This is a genomic window from Flavobacterium sp. YO64, from assembly GCF_004119505.1.
Classification (GTDB): Bacteria; Bacteroidota; Bacteroidia; order Flavobacteriales; family Flavobacteriaceae; genus Flavobacterium; species Flavobacterium oncorhynchi.
On the sequence record NZ_NRQV01000029.1, the window covers coordinates 1 to 24,207 of the forward strand.

The 24,207-nt window shown below is 33.6% G+C and carries 20 protein-coding genes; 11 read left to right on the forward strand and 9 right to left on the reverse strand.

All coding sequences use genetic code 11. From position 1 onward, the window contains the following. Positions 1–236: 236 nt before the first annotated feature. The 4 genes from BOW57_RS16940 to BOW57_RS16955 form a co-directional block, all read right to left on the reverse strand. Positions 237–1,067, reverse strand: coding sequence for a DUF4747 family protein (locus BOW57_RS16940; RefSeq protein WP_129055932.1), 831 nt, complete (start codon positions 1,065–1,067; stop codon positions 237–239). A 280-nt stretch (positions 1,068–1,347) separates the two neighbouring features. Continuing rightward, a complete protein-coding gene (locus BOW57_RS16945; protein ID WP_129055935.1) occupies positions 1,348–2,436 on the reverse strand; it encodes an efflux RND transporter periplasmic adaptor subunit in 1,089 nt (362 codons plus the stop codon). Between the two features lie 100 nt (positions 2,437–2,536). Beyond that, positions 2,537–5,827, reverse strand: a complete 3,291-nt coding sequence (locus tag BOW57_RS16950) for an efflux RND transporter permease subunit (protein WP_129055937.1) — start codon at positions 5,825–5,827, stop codon at positions 2,537–2,539. Positions 5,828–5,839: 12 nt separating this feature from the next. Continuing rightward, the gene (locus BOW57_RS16955; RefSeq protein WP_129055939.1) at positions 5,840–7,225 is read right to left on the reverse strand and encodes a TolC family protein; all 1,386 of its coding nucleotides are present in this window, start codon (positions 7,223–7,225) and stop codon (positions 5,840–5,842) included. A gap of 162 nt (positions 7,226–7,387) precedes the next feature. Here BOW57_RS16955 and BOW57_RS16960 point away from each other — a divergent pair, with 162 nt between their 5' ends. The 3 genes from BOW57_RS16960 (at position 7,388) to BOW57_RS16970 (ending at position 9,689) form a co-directional block, all read left to right on the forward strand. Beyond that, complete coding sequence (locus tag BOW57_RS16960) at positions 7,388–8,425, forward strand: sensor histidine kinase (protein WP_089054061.1); 1,038 nt, start codon at positions 7,388–7,390, stop codon at positions 8,423–8,425. Further along, the gene (locus tag BOW57_RS16965) at positions 8,425–9,123 is read left to right on the forward strand and encodes a LytTR family DNA-binding domain-containing protein (RefSeq protein ID WP_129055941.1); all 699 of its coding nucleotides are present in this window, start codon (positions 8,425–8,427) and stop codon (positions 9,121–9,123) included. Before BOW57_RS16960 ends, BOW57_RS16965 begins: the two co-directional genes overlap by 1 nt. Positions 9,124–9,215: 92 nt before the next feature. Further along, the gene (locus BOW57_RS16970) at positions 9,216–9,689 is read left to right on the forward strand and encodes a PepSY-like domain-containing protein (protein ID WP_129055943.1); all 474 of its coding nucleotides are present in this window, start codon (positions 9,216–9,218) and stop codon (positions 9,687–9,689) included. Between the two features lie 121 nt (positions 9,690–9,810). Here the strand turns inward: BOW57_RS16970 and BOW57_RS16975 are convergent, their stop codons facing one another. From BOW57_RS16975 to BOW57_RS16995, 5 genes are all read right to left on the reverse strand, one after another. Beyond that, the gene (locus BOW57_RS16975) at positions 9,811–10,575 is read right to left on the reverse strand and encodes an SDR family oxidoreductase (protein WP_129055945.1); all 765 of its coding nucleotides are present in this window, start codon (positions 10,573–10,575) and stop codon (positions 9,811–9,813) included. Between the two features lie 149 nt (positions 10,576–10,724). Further along, the gene (locus BOW57_RS16980; protein WP_129055948.1) at positions 10,725–11,648 is read right to left on the reverse strand and encodes an AraC family transcriptional regulator; all 924 of its coding nucleotides are present in this window, start codon (positions 11,646–11,648) and stop codon (positions 10,725–10,727) included. Between the two features lie 170 nt (positions 11,649–11,818). Next, positions 11,819–12,379: a 2'-5' RNA ligase family protein gene (locus BOW57_RS16985; RefSeq protein WP_129055950.1), complete on the reverse strand. Its 561-nt coding sequence runs from the start codon at positions 12,377–12,379 to the stop codon at positions 11,819–11,821. A 24-nt stretch (positions 12,380–12,403) separates the two neighbouring features. Further along, entirely contained in the window at positions 12,404–12,718 is a 315-nt protein-coding gene (locus BOW57_RS16990) for a hypothetical protein (RefSeq protein WP_129055952.1), read from the reverse strand. Positions 12,719–13,151: 433 nt separating this feature from the next. After that, a complete protein-coding gene (locus BOW57_RS16995) occupies positions 13,152–14,048 on the reverse strand; it encodes an alpha/beta hydrolase (RefSeq protein ID WP_129055954.1) in 897 nt (298 codons plus the stop codon). A 445-nt stretch (positions 14,049–14,493) separates the two neighbouring features. Between BOW57_RS16995 and BOW57_RS17000 the strand changes: the two genes are divergently transcribed. The 8 genes from BOW57_RS17000 (at position 14,494) to BOW57_RS17035 (ending at position 24,179) form a co-directional block, all read left to right on the forward strand. Further along, positions 14,494–16,089, forward strand: a complete 1,596-nt coding sequence (locus BOW57_RS17000; RefSeq protein WP_129055956.1) for an MFS transporter — start codon at positions 14,494–14,496, stop codon at positions 16,087–16,089. 47 nt (positions 16,090–16,136) lie between these two features. Next, the gene (locus tag BOW57_RS17005; protein ID WP_129055958.1) at positions 16,137–17,453 is read left to right on the forward strand and encodes an MFS transporter; all 1,317 of its coding nucleotides are present in this window, start codon (positions 16,137–16,139) and stop codon (positions 17,451–17,453) included. Positions 17,454–17,552: 99 nt separating this feature from the next. Beyond that, on the forward strand, positions 17,553–18,392 hold the full coding sequence (kduI, locus tag BOW57_RS17010) for a 5-dehydro-4-deoxy-D-glucuronate isomerase (protein ID WP_129055960.1): 840 nt from the start codon (positions 17,553–17,555) through the stop codon (positions 18,390–18,392). Positions 18,393–18,396: 4 nt separating this feature from the next. Then, the gene (locus BOW57_RS17015) at positions 18,397–19,188 is read left to right on the forward strand and encodes a gluconate 5-dehydrogenase (RefSeq protein WP_129055962.1); all 792 of its coding nucleotides are present in this window, start codon (positions 18,397–18,399) and stop codon (positions 19,186–19,188) included. Positions 19,189–19,211: 23 nt separating this feature from the next. Continuing rightward, complete coding sequence (gene uxaC / locus BOW57_RS17020) at positions 19,212–20,615, forward strand: glucuronate isomerase (RefSeq protein ID WP_129055965.1); 1,404 nt, start codon at positions 19,212–19,214, stop codon at positions 20,613–20,615. Positions 20,616–20,811: 196 nt separating this feature from the next. Then, positions 20,812–21,834: a sugar kinase gene (locus BOW57_RS17025; protein ID WP_129024950.1), complete on the forward strand. Its 1,023-nt coding sequence runs from the start codon at positions 20,812–20,814 to the stop codon at positions 21,832–21,834. 11 nt (positions 21,835–21,845) lie between these two features. Further along, the gene (locus tag BOW57_RS17030) at positions 21,846–22,514 is read left to right on the forward strand and encodes a bifunctional 4-hydroxy-2-oxoglutarate aldolase/2-dehydro-3-deoxy-phosphogluconate aldolase (RefSeq protein WP_129055967.1); all 669 of its coding nucleotides are present in this window, start codon (positions 21,846–21,848) and stop codon (positions 22,512–22,514) included. Between the two features lie 219 nt (positions 22,515–22,733). Continuing rightward, positions 22,734–24,179 carry a tagaturonate reductase gene (locus tag BOW57_RS17035; RefSeq protein ID WP_129055969.1) on the forward strand — a complete coding sequence of 482 codons (1,446 nt, stop codon included), beginning with the start codon at positions 22,734–22,736 and terminating at the stop codon, positions 24,177–24,179. Positions 24,180–24,207: the final 28 nt, after the last annotated feature.

Genomic DNA, 24,207 nt, shown 5'->3' on the forward strand with positions numbered 1-24,207 from the left:
AGTAAAGGTTTTGGTCTCTTCAAGAAATTCAATAAAATCATTATCTGAAGAGGACATTATGATAGCCATTGCTGTAAAAAATAACGAAAAAATTATTGACAAAACAGTCATTGCAACATTATAAAATGACAACGTAAATTTCATATTTATATAATCGGGAAGAAAATAATATGTTATCAGAGTTGCAAAAAATGCAATTCCAAAATCCCAACAGTATATAAATGATTTTACACGTCTCATTCTTGATGATTTGTTCTTTTCTTAATTTTATCAAAAGTACTAGATAAATATTTTATAATATTATCAAATCCACTTTTTTCAATAGAATTTGGCAACATGTGAGTAATATCTTGATTTTTTTTAGCAGTACTAATTGTTATAAGTTCTCCATATTGATCAGATCCACTAGCTTCAGCAAAACCATATCCATCTTCAGACATTGCCATTTTGGCAATTGTTTCATCATCAAGTGAAATACCAGAATCATTTGAAGATTCCTGAATTTCTTTATATCTAGTTATTCCATTTTTTTGCATTCTTTCATCTGTTGCTCTCCATAAATCTGCATTATTAGGATTTGAAGGAACTAATCTTATAGCGACTCTTTTAATATTGGTAAGTTTTTTTGCTTTCTCAATAAAAGAATATTTTTCACTGATGCTGGATATAAAAAAATCAAAGATCTGTCCTTTATGATTATTCTTAAAGAGGTTTGTAAAAATTCTAACAAACATAGTTTTAGAAATTACGTTTTTAACTTCTTCAAAAGCAATAACCATTTCATCTGTATTAACCACAAAAAGAGATTTTGCAACTATATTATTAACCATTCCTCCTTTTTTTACAGTACCAGTTGATTCATCTAAAACCTCACCTCTCCCATAAGGATCGTATTTTACAAGATAGCCTTTTATGTAAGGACCTTTAACTTCTACTTCAACTATTTTGTATGAATAATTATTAAATCCCTCGGAAGCTGCGCTCTTTATTCCATCAACAATAAATGGCTGCTTTGGGCGGTTATCACTAATAATAAGGTGTAACCTATTGAAAAACATTTTTGACATTTTATTATTTTATTTTTGGTTATATTTTTTCAAATTTAATATTTTGGTTAATAAAGATTTTATGGAAAACCATAATATTTATAGGAATTAATCCTTTAGTTATCAAAATTATCAATTAGTCAAAATAAATATACAAGTATTTATACCTGATTATTAAAATAAAAAAGAACAGTTCCTCCAAAAAAGAAGAACTGCCCTTTTTATGCAAATTTTTAAATTTGCATTCCTAAGAATGCGTACAGTTTTTAGCAATCACTAAAATTAAAGACTAAAACGCAGGTTATTCGTTTATAGCATCTCCTTCTTTAGTTTCTTCGCTGGCAATTTTTACCAGTTTATCTTTTGGATTCAAATCGCCAAATATTTCTATTTTATCGTCAATTTCTCTTCCTTTTTTTACGTTAACTCTTGTCGCTTTACGATTAAGGACTTTGATTACAAAAACTCCTTCGGCAGCATTTACCACTGCTGATTTTGGAACTACAAATGTGCTGTCTTTTGCATTCAACGGCAGCAAAACTTCGGCAACCATTCCCGGTAATAAATTTCCTTTTGTGTTGTGAACGTCCATTTCTACACGTTCAGAACGTAATTTTATATCTAAAGCGCCAGACATTCTTGTAATTTTAGCGGTAAAAGTATCAGGCAGAGACTTTACATTAAAACTCATTTCTTCACCATTATGTAAATATCCTGTATACAATTCCGGAACAGAAACTGCCAAACGCAATTTACTTTGTTCCTGAATCGTTAATAACGGTAAATCTGAACCTTTTCCTGCTGGTCCGACAAATGTTCCTAAATTGACATTTCTAGCTGCTACAACACCATCAAAAGGAGCACGAATTTCAAGATAACCTCTCATAATTGCGACTTCTTTATGCGCCGCAATTGCCGCTTGTAATTGTGCATAATCAGAGTTCTTTTTTCCGCTTGCCATTTCAAGATCGTTTTTAGAAATCGTTCCTTCCACTTTGCTTGTTTCGTACAAACGATTGTAAGTGCTTTTGCTCGTAGCATAAATCGCTTCCATCGATTTTAATCTCGATTCGGCCGCAGCCAATTGCGAACTGATTTCTGGCGCTTCAAGTACAATTAAAAGCTGCCCTTTTTTTACTTTAGAACCAATATCAACTTTTAATGTTTTTACAAAACTGCTCACTTTTGCGTATAAATCTACTTGCTGGAAACCTGTTAATTCAGCAGGTAAGCGCAGTTCAGTAGTTAGCTTTTCTTTTTCTAAAAGAAACGTCTCTGTTTTAGGTTCGATTTCTGCCGCAGCGGTTTCTTCTTTTTTTGAATTACAGCTGTTCAGGAAAAATAATGCTGCAAAAAACAGCGCGGTTGGTTGTAATATTTTAGTCTTCATTTTATGATTTTGTATAAAAGATGATGTAATGTCTTATTTAATAAATAGGCAGAAAGGATAAAAGTGTCCGAGGTATTTTCACCACGTGGGACTTTCGGCTTTATGACTTTCCAGCTTTCGGCTTATTTAAGGATGAGATATAATGGATACTTTCTTCGTCTTCAGGATCTAAAGAAACAGATTGTGTTGATGCTTTTTCTTGTGCCCAGGCAAATATTTGCGGCAGAATTAATAGTACGGCAAAAGTCGAAAATAATAAACCGCCAATAACTGCACGTCCTAACGGAGAAACTTGATCGCCTCCCTCGCCATGACCAATTGCCATTGGTAACATTCCTGCAATCATTGCAACGGATGTCATAATAATTGGACGAAGACGCAGTGCTGCGGCTTCACGCGCTGATTCTAATGCGTTGCCGTTTATTTTTCGCAATTGCTCTGCATTGGTAACTAATAAAACAGCATTTGCAATCGAAACTCCGACAGACATAATAATTCCCATATAAGACTGTAAATTTAAAGTTGAGCCTGTTAATGTCAGCATGATTAAAGCTCCTAAAACTACCGCAGGAACTGTTGTTAAAATTACCAGCGAAACTTTGAATGACTGGAAATTAGCGGCTAACATTAAGAAGATTACAAAAATGGCAACCAATAATCCTACTTGCAAACTGCTTAATGTTTCCTCCAGTACTTTACTTAAACCAATAGGATTAATGAACAAACCACGAGGAAGTTCTCCTAAAGATTTAATTGTTACAGAAACATCTTTCGCTGCCGTCCCCAAATCGGTTTGATTGATGTTTGCTGTAACTGTAATGTATGGCATTGCCCCTAAATTGTCATTTTCACCGCTTACAAAGCCAGGTGTAATTTTTGCAACGTCGCTCAAAACAGGACGAAGCGAATTTTTTAATAACGGAATTTCTCCCATATCCGTTTTGCTTTTCATTTGATTCAATGGTACTTGAACCTGAACGTTGTATGATAATCCGGCTCTTTCATCAACCCACATATTTTTTTCGGTATATCGAGATGATGAAGTCGAAGCCACAAGCGAACGCGAAATATCATTCATATCTACTCCAAGTTCAGCAGCACGGGTTCTGTCAATATCAATGTTCATTGCTGGATAATGAATAGGCTGACCAATTTGAACGTCTCTGAAATACGAAATCGCTTTTAGTTTATCGACAATTTGATTGGCGTATAATTCATTTCGTTTTTTGTCTTTTCCTGCAATTCTAATTTCAATTGGAGTAGGAGAACCTTGGCTTAATACTTTATCCGTTAACTCGATTGGCTCAAAAGAAACTTTAGTGTCTGGCAGTACTTTTTTAAGTCGTGCTCTAAAGTCATCTTTAAAATCATCCATATCAACGTGATAATCCTTTAAACTTACCTGAAAAACGGCTTCATGCGAGCCTGCCATGAATAAATAAATTGGATTGATAGAGAATAAAGACGGGTGTTGTCCTACATACACAGAAGAAATTCCGATATGCTCTGGTCCAACCATTTTTTTCAATTCTTTTAAAACAATTACGGCTTGTTCCTCTGTTCGTTCCAAACGCGTTCCGTCAGGAGCACGAAGTCTTAATTGAAACTGACTTGAATTTACTTTTGGAAAAACATCTTTTCCGATAAAAGTAAGTAACACAATAGCTAAAACTGTTGCAGAAACCAAATAGACAATACTCGTTGCTTTTTTATGAACAAACAATCGATCTAGAGTTCTCATAAAGCGAACTCTGAAACGCTCAAAAGCACTTATTTTTCCGTCTTGATTGGTATCTTCTCTTTCAACCATTACTTTTTTCTGGCTGATTAAGTCTTTTTCAGATTCTGGTGTTAAACCGCAAGCATTAAATTCGGCTTCATCGTCTGTGATTTCTGGCGTGTGCTCATGTTTTGGATGTGCCTTCATTAACCAGTTTGCCATTACGGGCACAAATGTCTGCGAAAGCAAAAATGAAATTACCATCGAGAATCCAATGGCTAAAGCCAAAGGCAAAAATAAAGCTCCCGGAATTCCAACCATTGTAAATGCTGGTGCAAAAACGGCAAGAATACAAAGCAAGATCAATAATTTTGGTAATGCAATTTCTTGACAGGCGTCCCAAATAGCAAGTGCTTTTGGTTTTCCCATATCGAGATGCTGGTGAATATTTTCGATTGTAACCGTACTTTCATCCACCAAAATTCCAATTGCCAGCGCCAATCCGCTTAAAGACATTAAGTTGATAGTCTGTCCGAATAGTTTCAAGAATAAAACTCCCGAAATAATCGAAATAGGAATGGTTAAGATTACAATTAATGCGGCACGTTTATCTCCAAGGAATAATAAAACCATTAAACCAGTTAAAACAGCTCCAATAATCCCTTCGGTAATTAAACTTTTAACGGAATTAATTACATAAACAGATTGGTCAAATTCATAAGATAATTTTACATCTTCGGGTAATGTACTTTGAATCTTTGGAAGTTCGGCTTTTAATTTCTGAACCACATCCCAAGTCGAAGCATCTCCCGCTTTTGCAATACTAATATAAACCGAACGTTTTCCGTTTACTAATGCATAACCTTGCGTAATATCGGCACCGTCTTTTACGGTTGCAACATCGCCTAATTTTAAGTTTTGAACACTTCCTTTAAATAACGGAATGTTTTCAAAATCTTTAACTTCTTTAATCGTATTGTTAGTTGGTGTAATATAGTTTTTATCACCTATTCTCACGTTTCCAGAAGGAGCTGTTTGATTGTTTACACGAATAGCTTCTACAATTTGATCAGGTGTCATATTGTGCGAACGCAATAGATCTGGATCAACGTTTACCTCAATTGTTCTTGGGCTTCCGCCGAATGGTGCCGGCGATAATAAACCAGGAATCGAAGTAAACGAAGCACGAACATAAACGTTGGCTAAATCCTGTAATTCGTTATTTGATCTGATTTTACTGCTCAATACCAATTGACCAATTGGCAGTGAAGAAGCATCAAAACGAATGATAAACGGAGGCTGTGTTCCAGGAGGAAATGCTGCCTGAATCCTGTTCGAAAGCGAACTTAATTCGGCTGCAGCCTGCGCCATATTTGTGTTTTCATAATAGGTTAATTTCATAATCATTAACCCTTGAATATTTTTGGTTTCTACTGATTTTACACCATTGGCAAAAGGCAGAATGTTGACATAAGTCTTAGCGAAATAAGCTTCCATTTGATCTGGAGTATAGCCTCCAAATGGATGCGCAATATAAATAACCGGCAAATTCATTTTTGGCAGAATATCTACCTTAATGTCTTTGATGGCACCAATTCCGAAGAAAAATAGACCCGCAACCAATACTAATATGGAGATGGGTTTGCGGAGTGCAAAACGTATTAAATTCATTAGGATCTATAATTAAAATTCATTTATAAATAAGTCAAAATTGCCTGTTGCAGCTACTTTCAATAAATACGACTGCCATACATTATTGTTGACAATATCGCGATCGATTTCGGCAAGGTTTAAAGTGTAAATTGTTTGAGTCAAATCTGTTAAATCTGTTAAACCATTTTTGTATAAAGTCGATTTTTGAATGTAAGCTCTTTTTGCCGCATCAACCTGAATAGGTGCTTCGGCATAATTATCCATTGTAATTTTGATCTTATCTTCAGCAAAAGTCAATTGCGATTTCAATTCTCTGTCAGCCTGATTGTATTCTTCCTGCAAAGCTTGCGAAACAAATTTTTGAGCGCTCACTTGTTTGCTTGATCTAAAAGGAGTAGTTAAATTCCATGTAATTCCAATTCCAACTAAATAATTGCTTCGATCCGGATTTACGCCATCCCAATAATTTCTGCTAAATGCATGTTGATCTGTTGCATAACTATTCTCAAACCCTGAAGCTCTGGTTTGCAAAACACCAAAAGCACTCATAGTTGGATAATAAAAGCGTTTGTACAATTTTACCTGCTGATTGCTGTAATCGATTTTGGTTTTATAAAATTGCAATAAAGGATGAAGACTGTCTGTTGCAGTGTTTTCTTTTACAAGTTCTTTTGGTATTTGAGTTACAAAAAGCGTGTCTGCAGCAAAATCCTGAGGAGCAACGCCCATTAAATCGACCAATTTATTGTTCTGTTCTTTCACGAAATTCTTTGCAAGATTCAAAGCAATTTTAGCTTTCGAAACTTCGGCAGTTGCCAATGTTGAATCTACGCCGGCTAATAATCCGTTTTTAACCCTTGCAACAGCTGTTTTTTTGAAAACCTCTGCACGGCTTAAATTCTTTTGCTGAGAAATCAACAATCTTTGACTTGCCAATAGATTTAAATAAGCGGCAGAAATTTTGATTTCTTGTTGGAATTTTTCCTGTTCTAAATCTTTTTCCTTGGCCTGAACATCAATTTTAGACAGGTTGATTTTTTCCTGTGTTTTTCCAAAAGTGAAAAAATCCCAGTTCATGTTGACCAAATAAAGTGCTCCAAATGCCGAATTCCAGTTTTGTTGCGGAAGCGGAAGTCCAGAAGAAGCAACTCCAAGTCCGCCAAAACCATAAAGAGGTCCGTTTTGCCCATTTACAGTTCCGTAATCTTGTTGAGCCGATAAATTCAAGTTAGGCAGATAATCACGACGAGATTGTTTTAAAGTCTCTTTTGAAGCATTCGTGTAATTGTTTTTTGCTCGAATCGAACCGTAGTTTTCAAGCCCTGTTTTTATTGCTTCTTTTAAAGACAAGGTTTGAGAGTAACCGATCGAGGCAAAAATCAAGAAAAATAATAAAGTAATTTTTTTGAAATACATAAACTCAAGTGTGAAATTATAGAACAAATTTATTTACCTTGAACTGATAAAAGTCAGGTTAAGTGATGTACTGCAATTATAAATGACAAATTCAATTGGTCATTTTTACGAAATAATAATTAAAATTTTGTCCGTACTTTGTATCCTATTTAAGTTTTAAAAATGAACGAGAAGTTTGATAGTATAGTGGATAATAAATGGTGGCAGGAAATTGCCGTCGTCGCTTTTTCTTTTACCATTTATACGTTAAAAAACGATTGGATGTTGTTTAGTTCTATGGCATCCATTTTAATGGGTATTTTTTTCTACCTGATTCTTTATCTTCACGCTCAGTTTAATCGTTTCTTTCTTCTTCCAATATTATTTAAAACCCGTCGACCAGTTACCTATATACTATTAACGCTTTTTGGAGTTGTCGTTTTCTCAATTGTTTTGTATGAGATTACAACTTTAGATATGTTTAATAATTGTCGTTTGTATCAAAATTCGCATCAACGAAGTTATGTGTATCAGCTTGCGAGTGTTTTGGGAACATTAGTTTGTATTTTGAGTCCAATTATTGTTTTCAAATTTTATAGAATTCATAAAAGAAGAACAGACGAAGCGCTGCTTTTTAATCAAATGCAGTTGAACTCTTTAAAAGGACAATTGAATCCGCATTTTTTGTTTAATACTTTCAATACGCTTTACGGAATTAGTTTGGAGTTTCCAGACAGAACGCCGGATTTGATTATGAAGGTTTCACAGTTAATGCGTTATCAGTTAGAAAGTAACAGCAAACAATGCGTATCTTTAGAAGATGAACTGGAGTTTATAAACAGTTATGTGCAACTGGAAAAAGAACGAGTAGGCTATCGTTGTGATGTTACTTATGATTGTAAAATCGATAACGAGAATGCCTATAAAATATCACCAATGCTTTTAATTGCTTTTATCGAAAATGCATTTAAACATGGCACCTGCGCAATTGAAAAATGTTTCGTAAGAATTTTTATTACGGTCGAAAAAGGAGATCTTCATCTGCATGTAGTAAATTCTATTCCAACGAAGAAAACTGATGTTGTTTCAACCAAAATTGGTTTAAAAAACACAATCGAAAGGCTGAATTTGATTTATGGAAAAAACTATAAACTCGATATTCAGGAAGAAAAGAATACGTATATAGTCGATTTGAAACTGCAGCTGAAAAAGTTTGTCTAATGAAAGATCCAAAAAAGTGTATAATTGTTGATGATGAGCCGGCAGCACATTATGTTTTGGCGAATTATATTAAGCAGAATCCACAATTAGAATTGGTTTTTCAAGGTTATAACGGCATTGAAGCGATGGACTTTTTAAGAGAAAACAAAGTCGATCTGATGTTTTTAGATATCAATATGCCTGAAATTTCTGGAATGGAATTACTCAAAATAATTCCGAATCATCCTAAAACTATTTTAACAACGGCTTATTCTGAATTTGCGCTGGAAAGTTATGATTATGGAGTAATTGATTATTTACTGAAGCCTATTTACTTTCCGAGATTTTTAAAAGCTGTTGAACGCTTTTTCTCCACAGAAAATATAAAAGGAAAAGAAGAAGAGATTGTTATTGATACTCTAAATGTAAAAGTTGACGGTTATTTTATTGATATAGAATTGGATCAGCTTTTGTTTGCGCAAAGTTTTGGAAACTACGTAAAACTGCATACTCAAAAGAGAACTTATTTAGCTTCAATCACAACAACTGAACTTGAAAAATGCCTGCCGGAAAAGAATTTTATACGAATACACAAATCCTATATTGTGGCTTTGGATAAAGTTGACAGTACCGAAAAGGATTTTGTTACGATTAAAAATGAAAAGCTTCCAATAGGTATTACTTATAAGAGAGAACTTTCAGATCGTTTAAAAAAGTAAAAATTGTTAATAATATTTTGTTTAAAGTTTAATAAAAAGTAGTAATTTTAATACGGTTAGATTATGGTTTTTTAATTTGAAACTGAGGAAGTATGAAGAATATTTTGCTTGTAATGCTCTTTTTGTACAGTGGTTTATTGATTGCCCAGAATGGAATGTCTGAAAACAAGATTGTTACGCCGCCAGAAAAAGTGCTGTTTACTTTTCAAAAAGAATATCCAAATAAAGAAGCAGTTTGGTCACTCAATTATGTTGGAGACGATGATGATGAAATTAGATATGAAGCTAAATTTAATACGGATAAGAATATTAAAGCACTTGCAGTTTATGATAATTTAGGAATACTGAGAGCATTTGAACAGCAAATTCCGTTAAGCCAATTGCCGTTGAAGGCACAAAACTATCTGAAGAAAAATTATCAGTCAAAAGCAATAAGAGAAATTGCGGTAGTTGTAGACTATAAAAATATAACGACCTATGAAGTTGGAGTAGAAAAAGAGGGAAAATTTTATGATCTTGTTTTTGATAAAAACGGAGGTTTTGATGTGAGCATCGAAAAAAACTAAAATGTTTACTTACTAATTCAATTATATTTAGAACGACAAACCCGATAAGATTTTAAAGCTTATCGGGTTTTGTTTTTAGATTAATTAAAAGACTGAACAGTTTTATAAGTTGTAAGTTAAATTACAAATTCATACCGCCGGAAACCTCAATTCGCTGTGCATTTACCCAGCGTGCTTCTTCGGTGCATAAAAAAGCAACTACTGCGCCAATATCGTCTGGAAGCCCAACTCTTCCTAAAGCTGTTACGTTCGCTATATTTTTATTCAATTGCTCATTATCACGAACTGCGCCGCCGCCAAAATCGGTTTCAATAGCACCGGGAGCGACCACATTTACTTTAATTTTTCTTTCGCCTAATTCTTTTGCTTGATACTTAGTTAAGGTTTCAACAGCTCCTTTCATAGATGCGTAAGCGGCATAACCTGGAAATGAAAATCGTGTTAAACCAGTGGAAATATTTACGATTCCGCCTCCGTCGTTCATTACATTCAATGCTTTTTGAGTTAAGAAAAATGGACCTTTAAATTGAATATTGGTCAATTGATCAAATTCGGCTTCTGTTGTGCCAATAAATGAATTGTGAATTCCAATTCCCGCATTATTTACCAAGAAATCAATTTTTTCAGTTTTAAAAGTGCTTTTAAAAGTCGTTTGCACTTCTTTAAAAAAAGTATCAAAACTTGCGCTATCCGCTACGTTTAGTTGAAGAGAAGCTGCTTTTTGACCTAAATTTTCGATTTCTTTTACAACTAAGTCAGCTTCATCTTTTTTGCTGTTGTAAGTTATAATTACATCGATTCCTTTTTTTGCAATTGCAATTGCCATGTTTTTTCCTAAACCTCTGCTTCCGCCTGTAACCAGAGCTATTTTTGTTTCTATTGCCATTTTTATATTTGTTTTAAATTGATACTGCAAAGATAGGAGCGGGGTAGATTTCGAGAATTGTAAATATCAAATCGATGTTTGCAAAATTCAAATCAAAAAATGAATTTTCTAATTTTTAAACTCCAAACCTGAAACTTGAAACAAAACAATTAACTCCTAAAAGCCAAAGGTGTTAAAGAAGTTTGCTTTTTAAAGAAATTAGAAAAATGAGCTAATTCTTCAAAACCAAGCGAATAAGCGATTTCAGAAACATTCCAGTCCGTTTGTTTTAAAAGGATTTTGGCTTCGTTTGTTAATCGCGTACTGATTAATTCGGTTGTGGTTTTTCCTGTGTTTTCTTTTAAAACCTTATTTAAGTGATTTACATGCACAGATAGTCGTGCGGCAAAGTCTTTTGCAGTTCTTAATTCTAATCGTTGATGCGGAGATTCTATAGGAAATTGCCTTTCTAATAATTCAGCAAATAATGACGAAACTCGCGCAGCAGAATTGTGTTTAGAATAAAGAGCAGAAATGGGCTGTAATTTTTGACCAAAATGAATCAATTCAGCAACATAATTTCGGATTAAATCATATTTGTAGATATAATCAGAGTTGATTTCTTTTTGTATTTTATTGAAAATCAATTCCGCTTCTGAAACTTCTTCATCTGAAAGCTGAAAAATAGGATAACCGTCTGAAGCAAAAATTGGAAGTTCGTCAAGATCAATTCCGCTTTTGTTTTTAGATAGAAATTCGCTGGTAAAAACACAAAATTGTCCTGATTGATTAGTGTCTTGCGGAACGTAATTGTATGGAATTTTGGGTGTTGCAAATAATAAACCCTGTTTTTCGATTTCGATTATTTTATCGGCATATTCAGCTCTGTTATTCCCTTTTATCAAACTTATTTTATAATAAGCTCTTCTGTCATATGGCATAACGGATTTTCCCTGCAAACGCTCTAAAAGTTCTTTAATATCAAAAATATTAAAATGTCCAATCTCTTTTTGAATATCATTTGGCAGCAGCGAAGCAGGATTCACATTTGAACCTTCGGTAATATCCTGATAAAATGAATCTAGGGATTTCATATTGTGATGAATTGCGAAATTCAAATATACAAAAAATAAGTTTCGTGAACTTAACCGCGAAGAGTGCAAGGTTTTTCGCAAGGTTCGCAAAACATACACGCATTTTATGTCATTTCGAGGAACGAGAAATTACACTCGTGATTCGGGAAAGATTAAAAATTACTGAATAATTAAAAAAGACTTCCCTGTACAAACTCAGGTTCTGGATTACTTCCAAAAGGAAAAGCATCAATTACAAAAAACTGTTTTATTTTGGGATCAAATTCTCTAAGAACAATTTCATTGCATTCAAATTGAAGATCAATTTCTGTAAATAGTTGAGAAGCAATTTTAAGATTTTCGGGAGTTAGTCTTCTTCCTATTGATAGATGCGGATTATCACTTTTCTTAAGATTTAAAGATTTTAGTGTTTCATGAATTTTTTTCATGATTGGCACAAGATTATTTTTTGAATCTTTGGTTACGCCAATAAAAAAAGCACCGCTATTTGGGAAAGAATCAAAATGATCTAAAGATACTTTAAAAGGCGTAAAAGTGTCAGAAATTTTAGAAAGCTTTTGTTTGATTGAACCCAATTGAGATTCATCAATTTTGAATTCGCAAATCGTAATGTGCGCTTCAGAATTACAGCTGTTATACCATTCGATTTTACTCCGTAAAAAGTCTTTTAGCTTTTTAACGGGCTCAACTATTGATTTAGAATAAAATACAACTGAATATGTTTTTTCCATTTTGAGGCTTTAAATTATACAAATTTATAGCTTTCCTTTTAAATGTAATCGATGGAGAATTTCAGATTTTAATAAACCGCTTCCTCCTCCAAAATGTTCAATTACTTCTACTTCGGGTTGTTTTTTTAAGCAAAAAGAAGTGAATTCTTTCTCGATATGGTTTTCGATTCCAGAACTTAAAAGAACGATGTCGATTTTGTGATTTAAAAAGTGTTGCTGAGCCTCTTTTTCATTATTGAAAGCAATAGCATTCCAATTTTTATCGGCATTTACAAGACGAAGCAAAATGGCTAGAATTTCTTCGTTTTTGCCCAAAAGCAAGAATTCGAGAGTTTTCATAATCTTTTATTTAGATAACAAATTTACGAGTATAAAGGCAATGGTAACTTAATCTAGGACAAGAAATCAGCTTGTATCTTAGTTAATTACGTGATTTTTATTTAGAAATTGCACTTATTTTTAAATACAACATTTTGAGACACAATACTCTAGGATTTGTTAACATAAAAATAACGTAAAATAGTACAAAAATGAGGAAACCCGTAATGAAATCTGAAAAGACGGCTGTAGATTTGTCTTATAGAAATACCAAGATTATTTTTTTATTTTTCTATGATTAAACTGTTTTTGGAGAAACTTTTTAAAGGAAAATTAAGCACATTCATTTGTGTGGACTGCATTGTATAAATTTGCAATAATACAATAAAGTATAATTTTCTTAAGGTTTTTAGATTTGGTTATTTAGTTAATCATATCTAAAAACCTTTTTTTATTAAAGCAGTCCATTGCTTTTAAGCCATTCTGCACAGTCTTTAGTCCAATATTTACTGGTGTCTTGTACGCCTAATCCAAAACCATGTCCGCCTTTTTCATATAAATGTAACTCCGCTGCAACATTATTTTTTTTAAGGGCTAAATAATAATTAATGCTGTTTTCTGGTAGTACTGATTTGTCATCTGTAGCATGAATTAAGAAAGCTGGCGGTGTTTGAGGAGTAACTTTTTTTTCATTAGAGAAAGTATCTATAAGATCCTGTGAAGGATTATTTCCTAATAAATTGGTTTGTGAGCCTTTGTGTGTTATTTGATTTTCCATTGAAATTACTGGGTAAATAAGAAGCGAAAAATCAGGACGTGCACTTGTTTTAAAAGAGGATTCGTATACTTTGTCATCATAGTGGGTTGATAATGTTGAAGCCAAATGACCGCCTGCAGAAAAACCCATTATTCCAATTTTTTTCGGATCAACATTCCATTTAGCAGCATTTTGACGTACATAACGCATCGCTTCTTGTGCATCTTGGAGCGGGCCTATATTTTTATTTTTCATTATTAAATCGCTCGGAAGACGATATTTTAGTACAAAAGCTGTAATTCCTAAACTGTTGAGCCAAGCTGCTACTTTGGTTCCTTCTTTATCAATCGCCAAATGCGAATAACCGCCGCCGGGAAGAATAATAACAGCAGTATGATCGGGATTGCTTGCAGTGGGAAAAAACGCTGTAAGAGTAGGTGTTGAAACTAAGCTTGTACTTTGAATAATTCCGTTTTTAAAATCTGGTTTTTCTTTATAATCAGAAGATTTTATTTCGTCAGGAATTTGCTCCCAAAGATTTATAGTTTGATTTTGTGCCGATGCTGAAGCTAAGTTTCCAAGTATTAAAATCATAAAAAATGCAGCTTTTTTGAAGTATTGTTTTTTTGTGCTTTTCACGGTAAATAAAGTTGTTTAGGATTAATTTTAAGAGAACAGACAGATTAAGAATGTTAAATTTCATCAAAACTTAAATAATTAAAACCAAAATTGAAACATTCTATTTTTCAGCGGACAATTTTGATGCCGAAAACAGATTATTTTTGCATGTTCGCAATTAACAAATATATTGTTTAATATTTAATTTAGTAGTCATTTTTTTAAGTGATGTGTTTATTTATGCGACAAATATAAATTTTTATATAATTTATTTGGAATATAAAGATTTAAAACTATATTTGTGCAATCGATTACATTATTTTCGTTTGTTTGTTTTGGATTCTTGATTTTGATCTTTCGAATTTTACTTAATAGTGTGTTGATTTTCCAAAAAACTTTATAACTATAATAAGCCGTTACCATGAATCAAACCGATGCCGTTACCGTAAATCAAACCGTCAAATCCTCAGGAAAATATCGTTGGAGTATCTGTGCGCTGCTATTTTTTGCAACGACCATTAACTATTTAGATCGTCAAGTTCTATCGTTAACATGGAGCGATTTTATAGCTCCTGAATTTCACTGGACAAATAATGATTACGGAAATATTACAGCATTGTTTTCTATATTTTATGCTGTTTCTCTTTTGTTTGCAGGACGATTTGTAGATTGGCTTGATACAAAAAAAGGATTCCTTTGGGCAATTGGTATTTGGTCTGTAGGAGCTTGTTTGCATGCATTTTGCGGTATAGCAACTTCAGGAATTATAACTGGTAATTGGTTCGTAGGATTTCACGGCTCAAAAGAAATAATCAGTACAATAAATGATACTGCGTTGGTAATCAACGTGAGTGTAGCTTTGTTTATTTTTGCCCGCTTTGTCTTAGCAGTTGGTGAGGCAGGAAATTTTCCTGCAGCGATTAAAACTACAGCAGAATATTTTCCTAAAAAAGACCGTGCATTTTCAACAAGTATTTTTAATGCGGGTGCAACTGTAGGTGCTTTAGCAGCTCCGATTACCATTCCATTTATTGCAAAATCATTTGGTTGGGAAATGTCTTTTATCATCATTGGTGCTTTAGGATTTGTGTGGATGGGATTTTGGGTTTTTATGTATGATAAACCAGAAAGACACCCAAGAGTAAGTGCGGAGGAATTAGCTTATATTCAACAAGATGATATTGCAGATAGTAAATTAGAAGGTTATGTGCCGGAAACAACTTCAAAAGTTTCTTTTGTAGACTGCTTTAAATACAAACAAACTTGGGCTTTTGCTTTTGGTAAATTTATGACAGATGGTGTTTGGTGGTTTTTCTTGTTCTGGACGCCTGCTTATTTAAGCTCTGTTTACGGAATGGATTCTACAGAAGCAGCATTGCCATTATTTGTATTGTATATGATTACATTATTGTCAATTATTGGCGGATGGCTTCCAACTTATTTTGTGGAAAAGAAAGGAATGAATCCTTATGAAGGAAGAATGAGAGCAATGTTGATTTTTGCCTTCTTTCCTCTATTGGCTTTGATTGCACAGCCTTTAGGATATATCAGCTACTGGGTTCCAGTTGTAATTATCGGAATTGCAGGCGCGGCGCATCAATCTTGGTCGGCTAATATTTTTACTACAGTTGGAGATATGTTTCCTAAAAAAGCGATTGCAACTATTACAGGAATTGGAGGTTTAGCAGGTGGAGTTGGTTCGACTATAATTAACAAAGGGTCAGGTGTTTTGTTTGATTTTACACAACGAAATTGGAGCTTGGTAAACGGGCAGTCATTATTAGCAAAATATCCACAATTTTTAAATCCAGAAACTGAAAAAGCATTTTTAAAAGAGAGAGGTGTTGCGAACTTAGCTGAGTTTTTGAAATTATTATCAAAATCAGGAGAGACGGTTGTTGATGGTATAAATTCAGGCTATATGATTATTTTTTCAATTTGTGCGGTGTGTTATTTGATAGGCTGGATGGTAATGAAATTGCTTGTTCCAAAATACAGGCCAATTACAAATCTCTAACCAAGATTTTTTAAAACTAACTAACCAACCTAAACCACAAGCTAATCATGAACCAAGCTAATGCAGCAATAGGAAAATACCGTTGGACTATTTGCAGTTTAGTTTTTTTTGCTACAACTGTCAATTATCTGGATAGAAATGTAATAAGTTACCTAAGACCTTTTTTGGCGGAAGCTTTTCAATGGACACCAGAACAGGAGGTAATAGATTATTCAAATATAGAGCTGGCTTTTAAAATTGCGTATGCTTTAGGGATGTTGGTTGCAGGTGGAATTATTGATAAATTAGGAACTAAGCTAGGTTATGCAATTGCAACCGGTTTATGGAGTTTGGCCGCAATTGGACATGCTTTTGCGACAGGAACTGGAGGTTTTTTGATCGCTAGAGTATTTTTAGGAATTACAGAAGCAGGAAATTTTCCAGCGGCAATAAAAGCAACTGCGGAGTGGTTCCCGCAAAAAGAAAGAGCATTAGCAACAGGAATTTTTAATTCAGGGAGTAATATAGGGGCTATCATTGTGCCGTTGTCAGTGCCTTTTATAGCAGAGAATTATGGATGGCAATGGGCGTTTATTTTAACAGGAATTGTTGGTTTTATTTGGTTAGGATTGTGGTTTCTTTTGTATGAAGTGCCGCAAAAGCAAAAGCGTCTATCTCAAGCTGAGTTAGAATATATCACATCAGATCAAGCAGAAATTGCTGAAGTCGAAGATACAGGAAAAGTTTCTTGGTTAAAACTGCTTTCATTTCGCCAGACTTGGGCTTTTGCAATTGGTAAATTATTGACAGATCCAGTTTGGTGGTTTTATTTGTTCTGGCTTCCAGATTTCTTGATGAAACAATACAAACTGACAGCAACAGAAATTATATGGCCTTGTGCGCTGGTATATATGATTGGAAGTATTGGAAGTATTGGCGGCGGCTGGCTTCCTTTGAAATTGATAAATAATAATTGGCCGGCTTATAAAGCAAGAAAAGCAAGTATGCTGTTGTATGCTTTGGCAGTTTTACCAGTTTTGTTTTCGCAGTACTTAGGAGCAATAAATATGTGGTATGCAATTTTGGTTATTGGTTTTGCAGTTTCTGCGCATCAGGCTTGGAGTGCAAACATTTTTACAACTGTTTCTGATATGTTTCCTAAAAAAGCAACAGCTTCGGTTACAGGAATGGGAGGGATGTTTGGAGCGCTTGGTGGAATTTTACTAACCTTACTTGTACAGAAGAATATGTTTGTTTATTATACTAAAATAGGTAAAATAGAAACAGGTTACTTTATTATGTTCTGTATCTGCGGTGCTTCCTATTTATTGGCTTGGCTGATAATGCATATACTGGTTCCGAGGATGAAAAAGGTAGAATTATAAAGAAAAATGTAATTCAAGTTAAATAATTGTTGGTTTCAATTATGCTATTTCAATATAAAAAATTAATTTTGTGCAATCGATTACATTAAAATAAAAATTATGACAAAATATAGTTCAAGATACGCGTCAAGCCCTGAAGCTGTTAAAAAATATGATACACAGCAGTTAAGAGAAGAATTCTTAATTGATGATTTAATGCAGGAGGATGAAGTTGTATTGGTTTACTCTCATTACGACAGATACATTGCAGGTTCTGCGGTTCCTGTAAAAGGTGATTTGGCTTTAGAAACAATCGATCCGCTTAAAGCACCGTATTTTTTAGAAAGAAGAGAACTTGGAATTATTAATGTAGGAGGAAGCGGTTCTGTAGTTGTAGAAGGAACTTCTTATGAGTTAGGTTTTAAAGATGCTTTGTATATCGGAAGCGGGAATAAAGAAGTTGTTTTTAAAAGTAACGACAGCAAAAATCCGGCAAAATTTTACCTTAACTCTGCGCCGGCTCATACCACTTACCCAACGGTAAAAGTAAGTTTGGCAGAAGCTAATAAATTAGAATTAGGTACGATGGAAACGGCTAATCATCGTACTGTAAACCAAATGATTATTGGAAGCGTTGTAACAACCTGCCAATTACAAATGGGTATGACGGAATTAAGACCAGGAAGTGTTTGGAACACAATGCCGGCACACGTACACGATCGCAGAATGGAAGTATATTTTTATTTAGATATTCCAGAAAATCAAGCTGTTTGTCATTTTATGGGGCAGCCGCAGGAAACAAGACATATTTGGATGAATAATCATCAAGCAGTTATTTCTCCGCCTTGGTCGATTCACTCAGGTTCAGGAACCAGCAACTATACATTTATCTGGGGAATGGCTGGTGAAAATTTAGATTATGGAGATATGGATGTTTGTAAAATTACGGACTTAAGATAAAATCATGACAAACCTATTTGATGTAACAGGAAAAGTTGCCTTAATTACAGGAAGTACTCACGGACTGGGAATGGCAATGGCAAAGGGATTAGGAAATGCCGGTGCAACAATTGTTGTTAATGGTAATTCGTCTCAACAAAAGATTGATGAAGCTGTAAAAGAGCTAAAAAATGAAGGTATTAACGCTTTTGGATACAGGTTTAATGTAACAGATGAGAATGAAGTTATAGAAGCTGTAAAGAAAATCGAAAGTGAAGTTGGACCAATTGCTATTTTGATTAACAATGCTGGAATCATCAAAAGAATTCCATTACTAGATATGGAAGTTTCTGATTTTAGAGAAGTTATTGATATTGATTTGGTAAGTCCTTTTATAGTTTCTAAGCATGTTGCAAAAGGAATGATTGAGAGAAGACAAGGTAAAATAATCAACATTTGTTCAATGATGAGCGAATTAGGCCGCAGTACAGTTTCGGCTTATGCAGCAGCAAAAGGCGGTTTGAAAATGTTGACCAAAAATATGGCAACAGAATGGGCAAAATATAATGTACAAATTAACGGAATTGGACCTGGTTATTTTGCAACGGAACAAACAAAACCAATCAGAGTTGACGGACATCCGTTTAACGATTTTATTATAAGCAGAACACCGGCGGCAAAATGGGGAGATCCAGGTGACTTGGCAGGAGCTGCAATATTTTTATCATCGAAAGCAAGTGATTTTGTAAACGGACATATTTTATATGTTGATGGGGGAATTCTTGCCACAATTGGAAAACCTTCAAACGAAGATTAAATATCAATTTTTATTTAAAAGACATGAGCAATCAGACATTCATAAACGATAATTTTTTATTAGAAAATAAATTTGCTGAAGAGTTATATCATAACTATTCAAAAAATCAGCCTATAATTGATTACCATAATCACCTAAATCCTCAGTTTATTGCCGAAGATAAAATTTTTGACAATATAACTCAGGTTTGGATTAACGGAGATCATTACAAATGGCGTGCAATGCGTACACTAGGAATCAATGAGCAGTTTGTAACAGGAAATGGTTCAGATAAAGATAAGTTCTTAAACTGGGCGAAAACAGTTCCGTATACTATGCGTAATCCTTTGTATCACTGGACGCATTTAGAATTAGCTCGTTATTTTGATATCTACGATTTGCTGAATGAAAAATCGGCAGAAAAAATTTATATCGAAACGACTGAGAAAATTAATTCTCAAGCTTACAGTACACAAAATCTGCTAAAAAAAGTAAACGCTGAATTAGTTTGTACTACGGAAGACCCAATTGATTCTTTAGAATTTCATCAGAAATTGGCAAAAAATCCAATTGGAACAAAGATGAGTACAGCTTTCAGACCAGATAAAGCTATCTTAATTTCTAATGATGGTTATAATGCATATCTAGACACATTAGGGGATGTGTCTGGAGTTGCAATTAATACTTACGCTGATTTACAAACAGCATTAAGAAACAGAATTGAGTTCTTTAATGCAAATGGATGTAAATTGAGTGATCACGGTTTAGATCAAATTTATTTTGAAGAATTTACAGAATCTGAAATCAGTTCAATTTTCAAAAAGAAAAGAGAAAACAGAATCATAACTCCAGAAGAAGCTTTAAAATTCCAAAGTGCTGTTTTAGTATTCTTATCTGAAACTTATCATGAATTCGGATGGGTACAGCAGTTTCACTTAGGGGCATTGCGTAACAATAATGCTCGTATGCACAGAATTTTAGGCCCTGATACTGGTTGGGATTCTATTGGAGATTATCCGCAAGCACAAAAATTATCAAGCTTTTTGAACGCGTTAGACAGTAAAGATAAATTGACTAAAACAATTATCTACAACTTAAATCCTGCCGATAATGAAGTTATGGCAACAATGATTGGAAATTTCAACGATGGAAGCGTTCGTGGAAAAGTACAATTTGGTTCTGGATGGTGGTTTTTAGATCAAAAAGACGGAATGACAAAGCAGTTAAATGCGCTTTCAAATATGGGATTAATAAGTTGTTTTGTTGGAATGCTTACAGATTCAAGAAGTTTCTTATCATTCCCAAGACACGAGTATTTCAGACGTATTCTTTGTAATCTTTTAGGAGACGAAATCAAAAGAGGAGAACTTCCAAATGATATGGAATGGATTGGGAAATTAGTTTCTGATATTTCATATAACAATGCTAAAGAATATTTCAAATTTTAATTTTTTTTGAACCATTAAGATATTAAGGAAATTAAGTTTTGAGCTTAAAATTTATTTTTAAGATGAAAAGATAATAAAGCAGAAATGCTTAATAAAGTTAATTTTTTAAAGTATAGAATTAAAAAAGTAAAGCTTAATTCTCTTAATGTCTTAATGGTGAAAAAAAATATTTTTACTGGTAAAAACAATAAAAAATATGAGTAGAGTAGTTGCATTTGGAGAAATCATGCTGCGTTTATCAACAGAAAGACACTTGCGTTTTTCACAATCTACAGCATTTGGCGCTACGTATGGAGGCGGAGAATTCAATGTATGTGTTTCCTTAGCGAATTATGGTGTAAATGCTGAATTTGTCACAAGACTGCCTGAAAATGAAATCGGTTTTTCTGCATTAAAAGAAATCAGAAAAATGAACGTAGAGTCTAAAAATATTCTTTACGGAGGAGAACGTTTAGGGATTTATTTTCTTGAAACAGGTGCAGGAACACGAGGAAGCAACGTAGTTTACGATCGTGCGCACAGTGCAATGTCGACTATTGAAAAAGGACAAATTGACTGGGAAAAAGTTCTTGAAGGAGCTGAATGGTTTCACTGGAGCGGTATTACGCCAGCAATTTCACAAAGCGCTGCAGAAGCTTGTTTAGAAGCGATTAAAACGGCTCACAAACTTGGAATTAAAATTTCATGTGATTTAAATTACAGATCAAAACTTTGGCAATACGGTAAAACACCAAGTGAAGTTATGCCAGAAATGCTGAAATATAGTAATGTTATTTTAGGTGATATCGATACAGCATATTTTATGTTAGGAATTCCGAAAGTGAATCCAAATTATCAGGATGAAAAAACACTTCCTGTTTTGTATACAAAGTTGTTTGAATTGATTCCAAATTTAAAAGTGGCGGCTACAACATTGCGTTATTCTGTAAGTGCATCTCATCAAAGAATTGGCGGGATTTTGTTTGACGGAAAAGCGGTTTATCAAGCGGCTGTTAAAGAAGTAACGCCGGTTGTAGATAGAGTAGGAAGCGGTGATGCTTTCATGGGAGGATTGATTTACGGATTGTTAGAATATCAAAATAATAACCAGAGAGCATTAGATTTTGCAGTTGCAGCTTGTTGTTTAAAGCATACAATTGCAGGAGATTATAATTTGGTTACTTTAAAAGAAGTTGAAAATATGATTGATGGTGATGGTTCTGCATTAGTATCAAGATAATTAAGAGAAATATGGCAAAGTTTTCAAGAATAGAGGTTGCGCAGACAATGAAAGATAACGGAATGGTTCCATTGTTTTTTCATTCTGACATCGAATTAAGTAAAAAAGTTTTAAAAGCTTGTTATGATGGTGGTTCTAGATTGATGGAATTTACCAGCAGAGGTGACTTTGCTCACGAAGTTTTTGGAGCTTTAAATAAATATGCTTTGGCTGAACTTCCAGGAATGATTTTAGGAGTTGGCTCTATTACAGATGCAGCAGCAGCTTCATTGTATATGAGTTTAGGAGCAAATTTTATTGTTACACCAGTTTTTAGAGAAGATATAGCAATAGCTTGTAATCGTCGTAAAGTATTGTGGTCGCCAGGCTGTGGTACACTGACGGAAATTGCAAGAGCAGAAGAATTAGGCTGTGAAATTGTAAAATTATTCCCAGCAGATACTTACGGTCCGGAGTTTATTAAAGCAATAAAAGGACCATGTCCGTGGACAAACATTATGCCAACAGGAGGAGTTTATCCAACGGTTGAAAGTTTGAGCTCGTGGTTGAATGCTGGGGCAACTTGTGTAGGTTTAGGTTCACAATTGATTTCAAAAGACATATTAGATAATAAAGACTTCGAAGGACTGACTGCAAAAGTGAAGCAAGTTCTTGACATTATAAAAGATATAAGAAAATAAGATTAAGGGGTAATCATGCCAAACTCCTTATTTTATAAGTTTTTTTTAGATTTTTAGAGGTTGTAATTGAACATTACGCTTGCAAAATAATTTCTGTCACTCCTCACAGCGGGTTTTATTTTACATTCAAGTGTAATGTTTCATTTACAATTTAAAAGGCAGAAATAAAGATATAGGGTTTATAAATGGTTATTTATAACGCATTAAAGAAAATTTAAGATGAAAAAATTAAATAGAATAAATACAGGATTAGAAAAGTTACAGCCAATTAAGGTAGTTCAGTTTGGAGAAGGTAACTTTTTAAGAGCCTTTGTTGATTATGCTTTTTACAAACTAAATAAAGAAGTTGATTTTAATGCTGGTATTGCAATAGTTCAACCTTTGAAGGACGGTATGGTAAATATGATAAATGATCAGGACGGTCTTTATACCTTGTTTATGAACGGAATTAAAAAAGGTGAAAAGATACAAGACATTGAGTTAATTACTAATATCGTAAAAACTATAAACCCATATACTGAATTTACAAATTATTTGGCTTTAGCTAAAGAAGAAGAACTTCAGTTTATTGTTTCTAATACTACAGAAGCTGGAATTGAATTTATTGAAAGTGATACTCCAGATATGCAGCCGCCAGTGTCATTTCCTGCAAAATTGACTGTTTTATTATATGAAAGATTTAAGCATTTTAATGGAGATGCTTCTAAAGGAGTTACAATAATTCCTTGTGAATTAATTGATTATAACTCTGAGACGCTTAAAAAATATATTTTACAATATGTTGATTTATGGAAATTAGAAGATGCATTTAAAACTTGGGTATCAGATGCTTGTACCTATCATAGTACTTTGGTTGACAGAATTGTTCCTGGATATCCAAGAGCTGAAATTGAAGAATACAATAATAAATTAGATTATCAGGACAATTTAATTGTTGCGGCTGAACCTTTTTTCCTTTGGGCTATTGAAGGAGGAGATGATCTAAAAGCAAAATTGCCTTTTCACAAAACAGATTTGAATGTAAAAATCGTTGATGATATACGTCCTTTTAAAATGATTAAAGTTCGTATTTTAAACGGTGCGCATACGGCAATGGTTCCTTTTTCACTTTTGCATGGTAATAAATTAGTAATGGAAACTGTTAACGGAGATTTTACTGGAAAATTTGTAAATAGCGTTATTAGTGAAATTAGTGAAACTCTTGATATGGACAAAAATGAAATTACGGCCTATTCTGAGGAAGTAATGGACCGATTTAAAAATCCATTTATCAAACATGCGCTTGCTGATATTGCATTAAATTCTGTATCGAAATTCAAAGTAAGAGTTTTGCCTAGTTTATTAGGATATTATAAGGCTAACCAAAAATTGCCTGTTAATTTGACTTTTTCATTAGCGAGTTTAATTCGTTTCTACAAAGGAACTTGGAATGGTGAAAGTTTACCGGTTAAAGATGGTGAAGATATTACAGCTTTCTTCAGCGGACTTTGGAAATCGGATGATTATGAAAAAATCGCTCGTTTAACATTACAAAATAAAAGTTTCTGGGATGAGGATTTAACTGAAATCTCTGGATTAACAAAAGCAATTACAATTGCATTAGAGGAAATTGATGCAAATGGTATTGAAGCTGGCTTTGCTAAGTTTCAGGAAAGAATAAAATAAAAAAAAGATAAAAAAATAAAGAACAAGG

Bases quoted from the DNA above. Each gene is read 5' to 3' on its own strand.
- BOW57_RS16995 (WP_129055954.1), bottom strand. From the start codon at position 14,048: ATGATTTTAATACTTGGAAACTTAGCTTCAGCATCGGCACAAAATCAA.
- BOW57_RS16945 (WP_129055935.1), bottom strand. From the start codon at position 2,436: ATGAAGACTAAAATATTACAACCAACCGCGCTGTTTTTTGCAGCATTA.
- BOW57_RS16940 (WP_129055932.1), bottom strand. From the start codon at position 1,067: ATGTCAAAAATGTTTTTCAATAGGTTACACCTTATTATTAGTGATAAC.
- uxaC (WP_129055965.1), top strand. From the start codon at position 19,212: ATGAGCAATCAGACATTCATAAACGATAATTTTTTATTAGAAAATAAA.
- BOW57_RS17015 (WP_129055962.1), top strand. From the start codon at position 18,397: ATGACAAACCTATTTGATGTAACAGGAAAAGTTGCCTTAATTACAGGA.
- BOW57_RS16985 (WP_129055950.1), bottom strand. From the start codon at position 12,379: ATGGAAAAAACATATTCAGTTGTATTTTATTCTAAATCAATAGTTGAG.
- BOW57_RS16955 (WP_129055939.1), bottom strand. From the start codon at position 7,225: ATGTATTTCAAAAAAATTACTTTATTATTTTTCTTGATTTTTGCCTCG.
- BOW57_RS16980 (WP_129055948.1), bottom strand. From the start codon at position 11,648: ATGAAATCCCTAGATTCATTTTATCAGGATATTACCGAAGGTTCAAAT.
- BOW57_RS16975 (WP_129055945.1), bottom strand. From the start codon at position 10,575: ATGGCAATAGAAACAAAAATAGCTCTGGTTACAGGCGGAAGCAGAGGT.
- BOW57_RS16965 (WP_129055941.1), top strand. From the start codon at position 8,425: ATGAAAGATCCAAAAAAGTGTATAATTGTTGATGATGAGCCGGCAGCA.
- BOW57_RS17030 (WP_129055967.1), top strand. From the start codon at position 21,846: ATGGCAAAGTTTTCAAGAATAGAGGTTGCGCAGACAATGAAAGATAAC.
- BOW57_RS17000 (WP_129055956.1), top strand. From the start codon at position 14,494: ATGAATCAAACCGATGCCGTTACCGTAAATCAAACCGTCAAATCCTCA.
- BOW57_RS16970 (WP_129055943.1), top strand. From the start codon at position 9,216: ATGAAGAATATTTTGCTTGTAATGCTCTTTTTGTACAGTGGTTTATTG.
- BOW57_RS16950 (WP_129055937.1), bottom strand. From the start codon at position 5,827: ATGAATTTAATACGTTTTGCACTCCGCAAACCCATCTCCATATTAGTA.
- BOW57_RS17025 (WP_129024950.1), top strand. From the start codon at position 20,812: ATGAGTAGAGTAGTTGCATTTGGAGAAATCATGCTGCGTTTATCAACA.
- BOW57_RS16960 (WP_089054061.1), top strand. From the start codon at position 7,388: ATGAACGAGAAGTTTGATAGTATAGTGGATAATAAATGGTGGCAGGAA.
- BOW57_RS17035 (WP_129055969.1), top strand. From the start codon at position 22,734: ATGAAAAAATTAAATAGAATAAATACAGGATTAGAAAAGTTACAGCCA.
- kduI (WP_129055960.1), top strand. From the start codon at position 17,553: ATGACAAAATATAGTTCAAGATACGCGTCAAGCCCTGAAGCTGTTAAA.
- BOW57_RS17005 (WP_129055958.1), top strand. From the start codon at position 16,137: ATGAACCAAGCTAATGCAGCAATAGGAAAATACCGTTGGACTATTTGC.
- BOW57_RS16990 (WP_129055952.1), bottom strand. From the start codon at position 12,718: ATGAAAACTCTCGAATTCTTGCTTTTGGGCAAAAACGAAGAAATTCTA.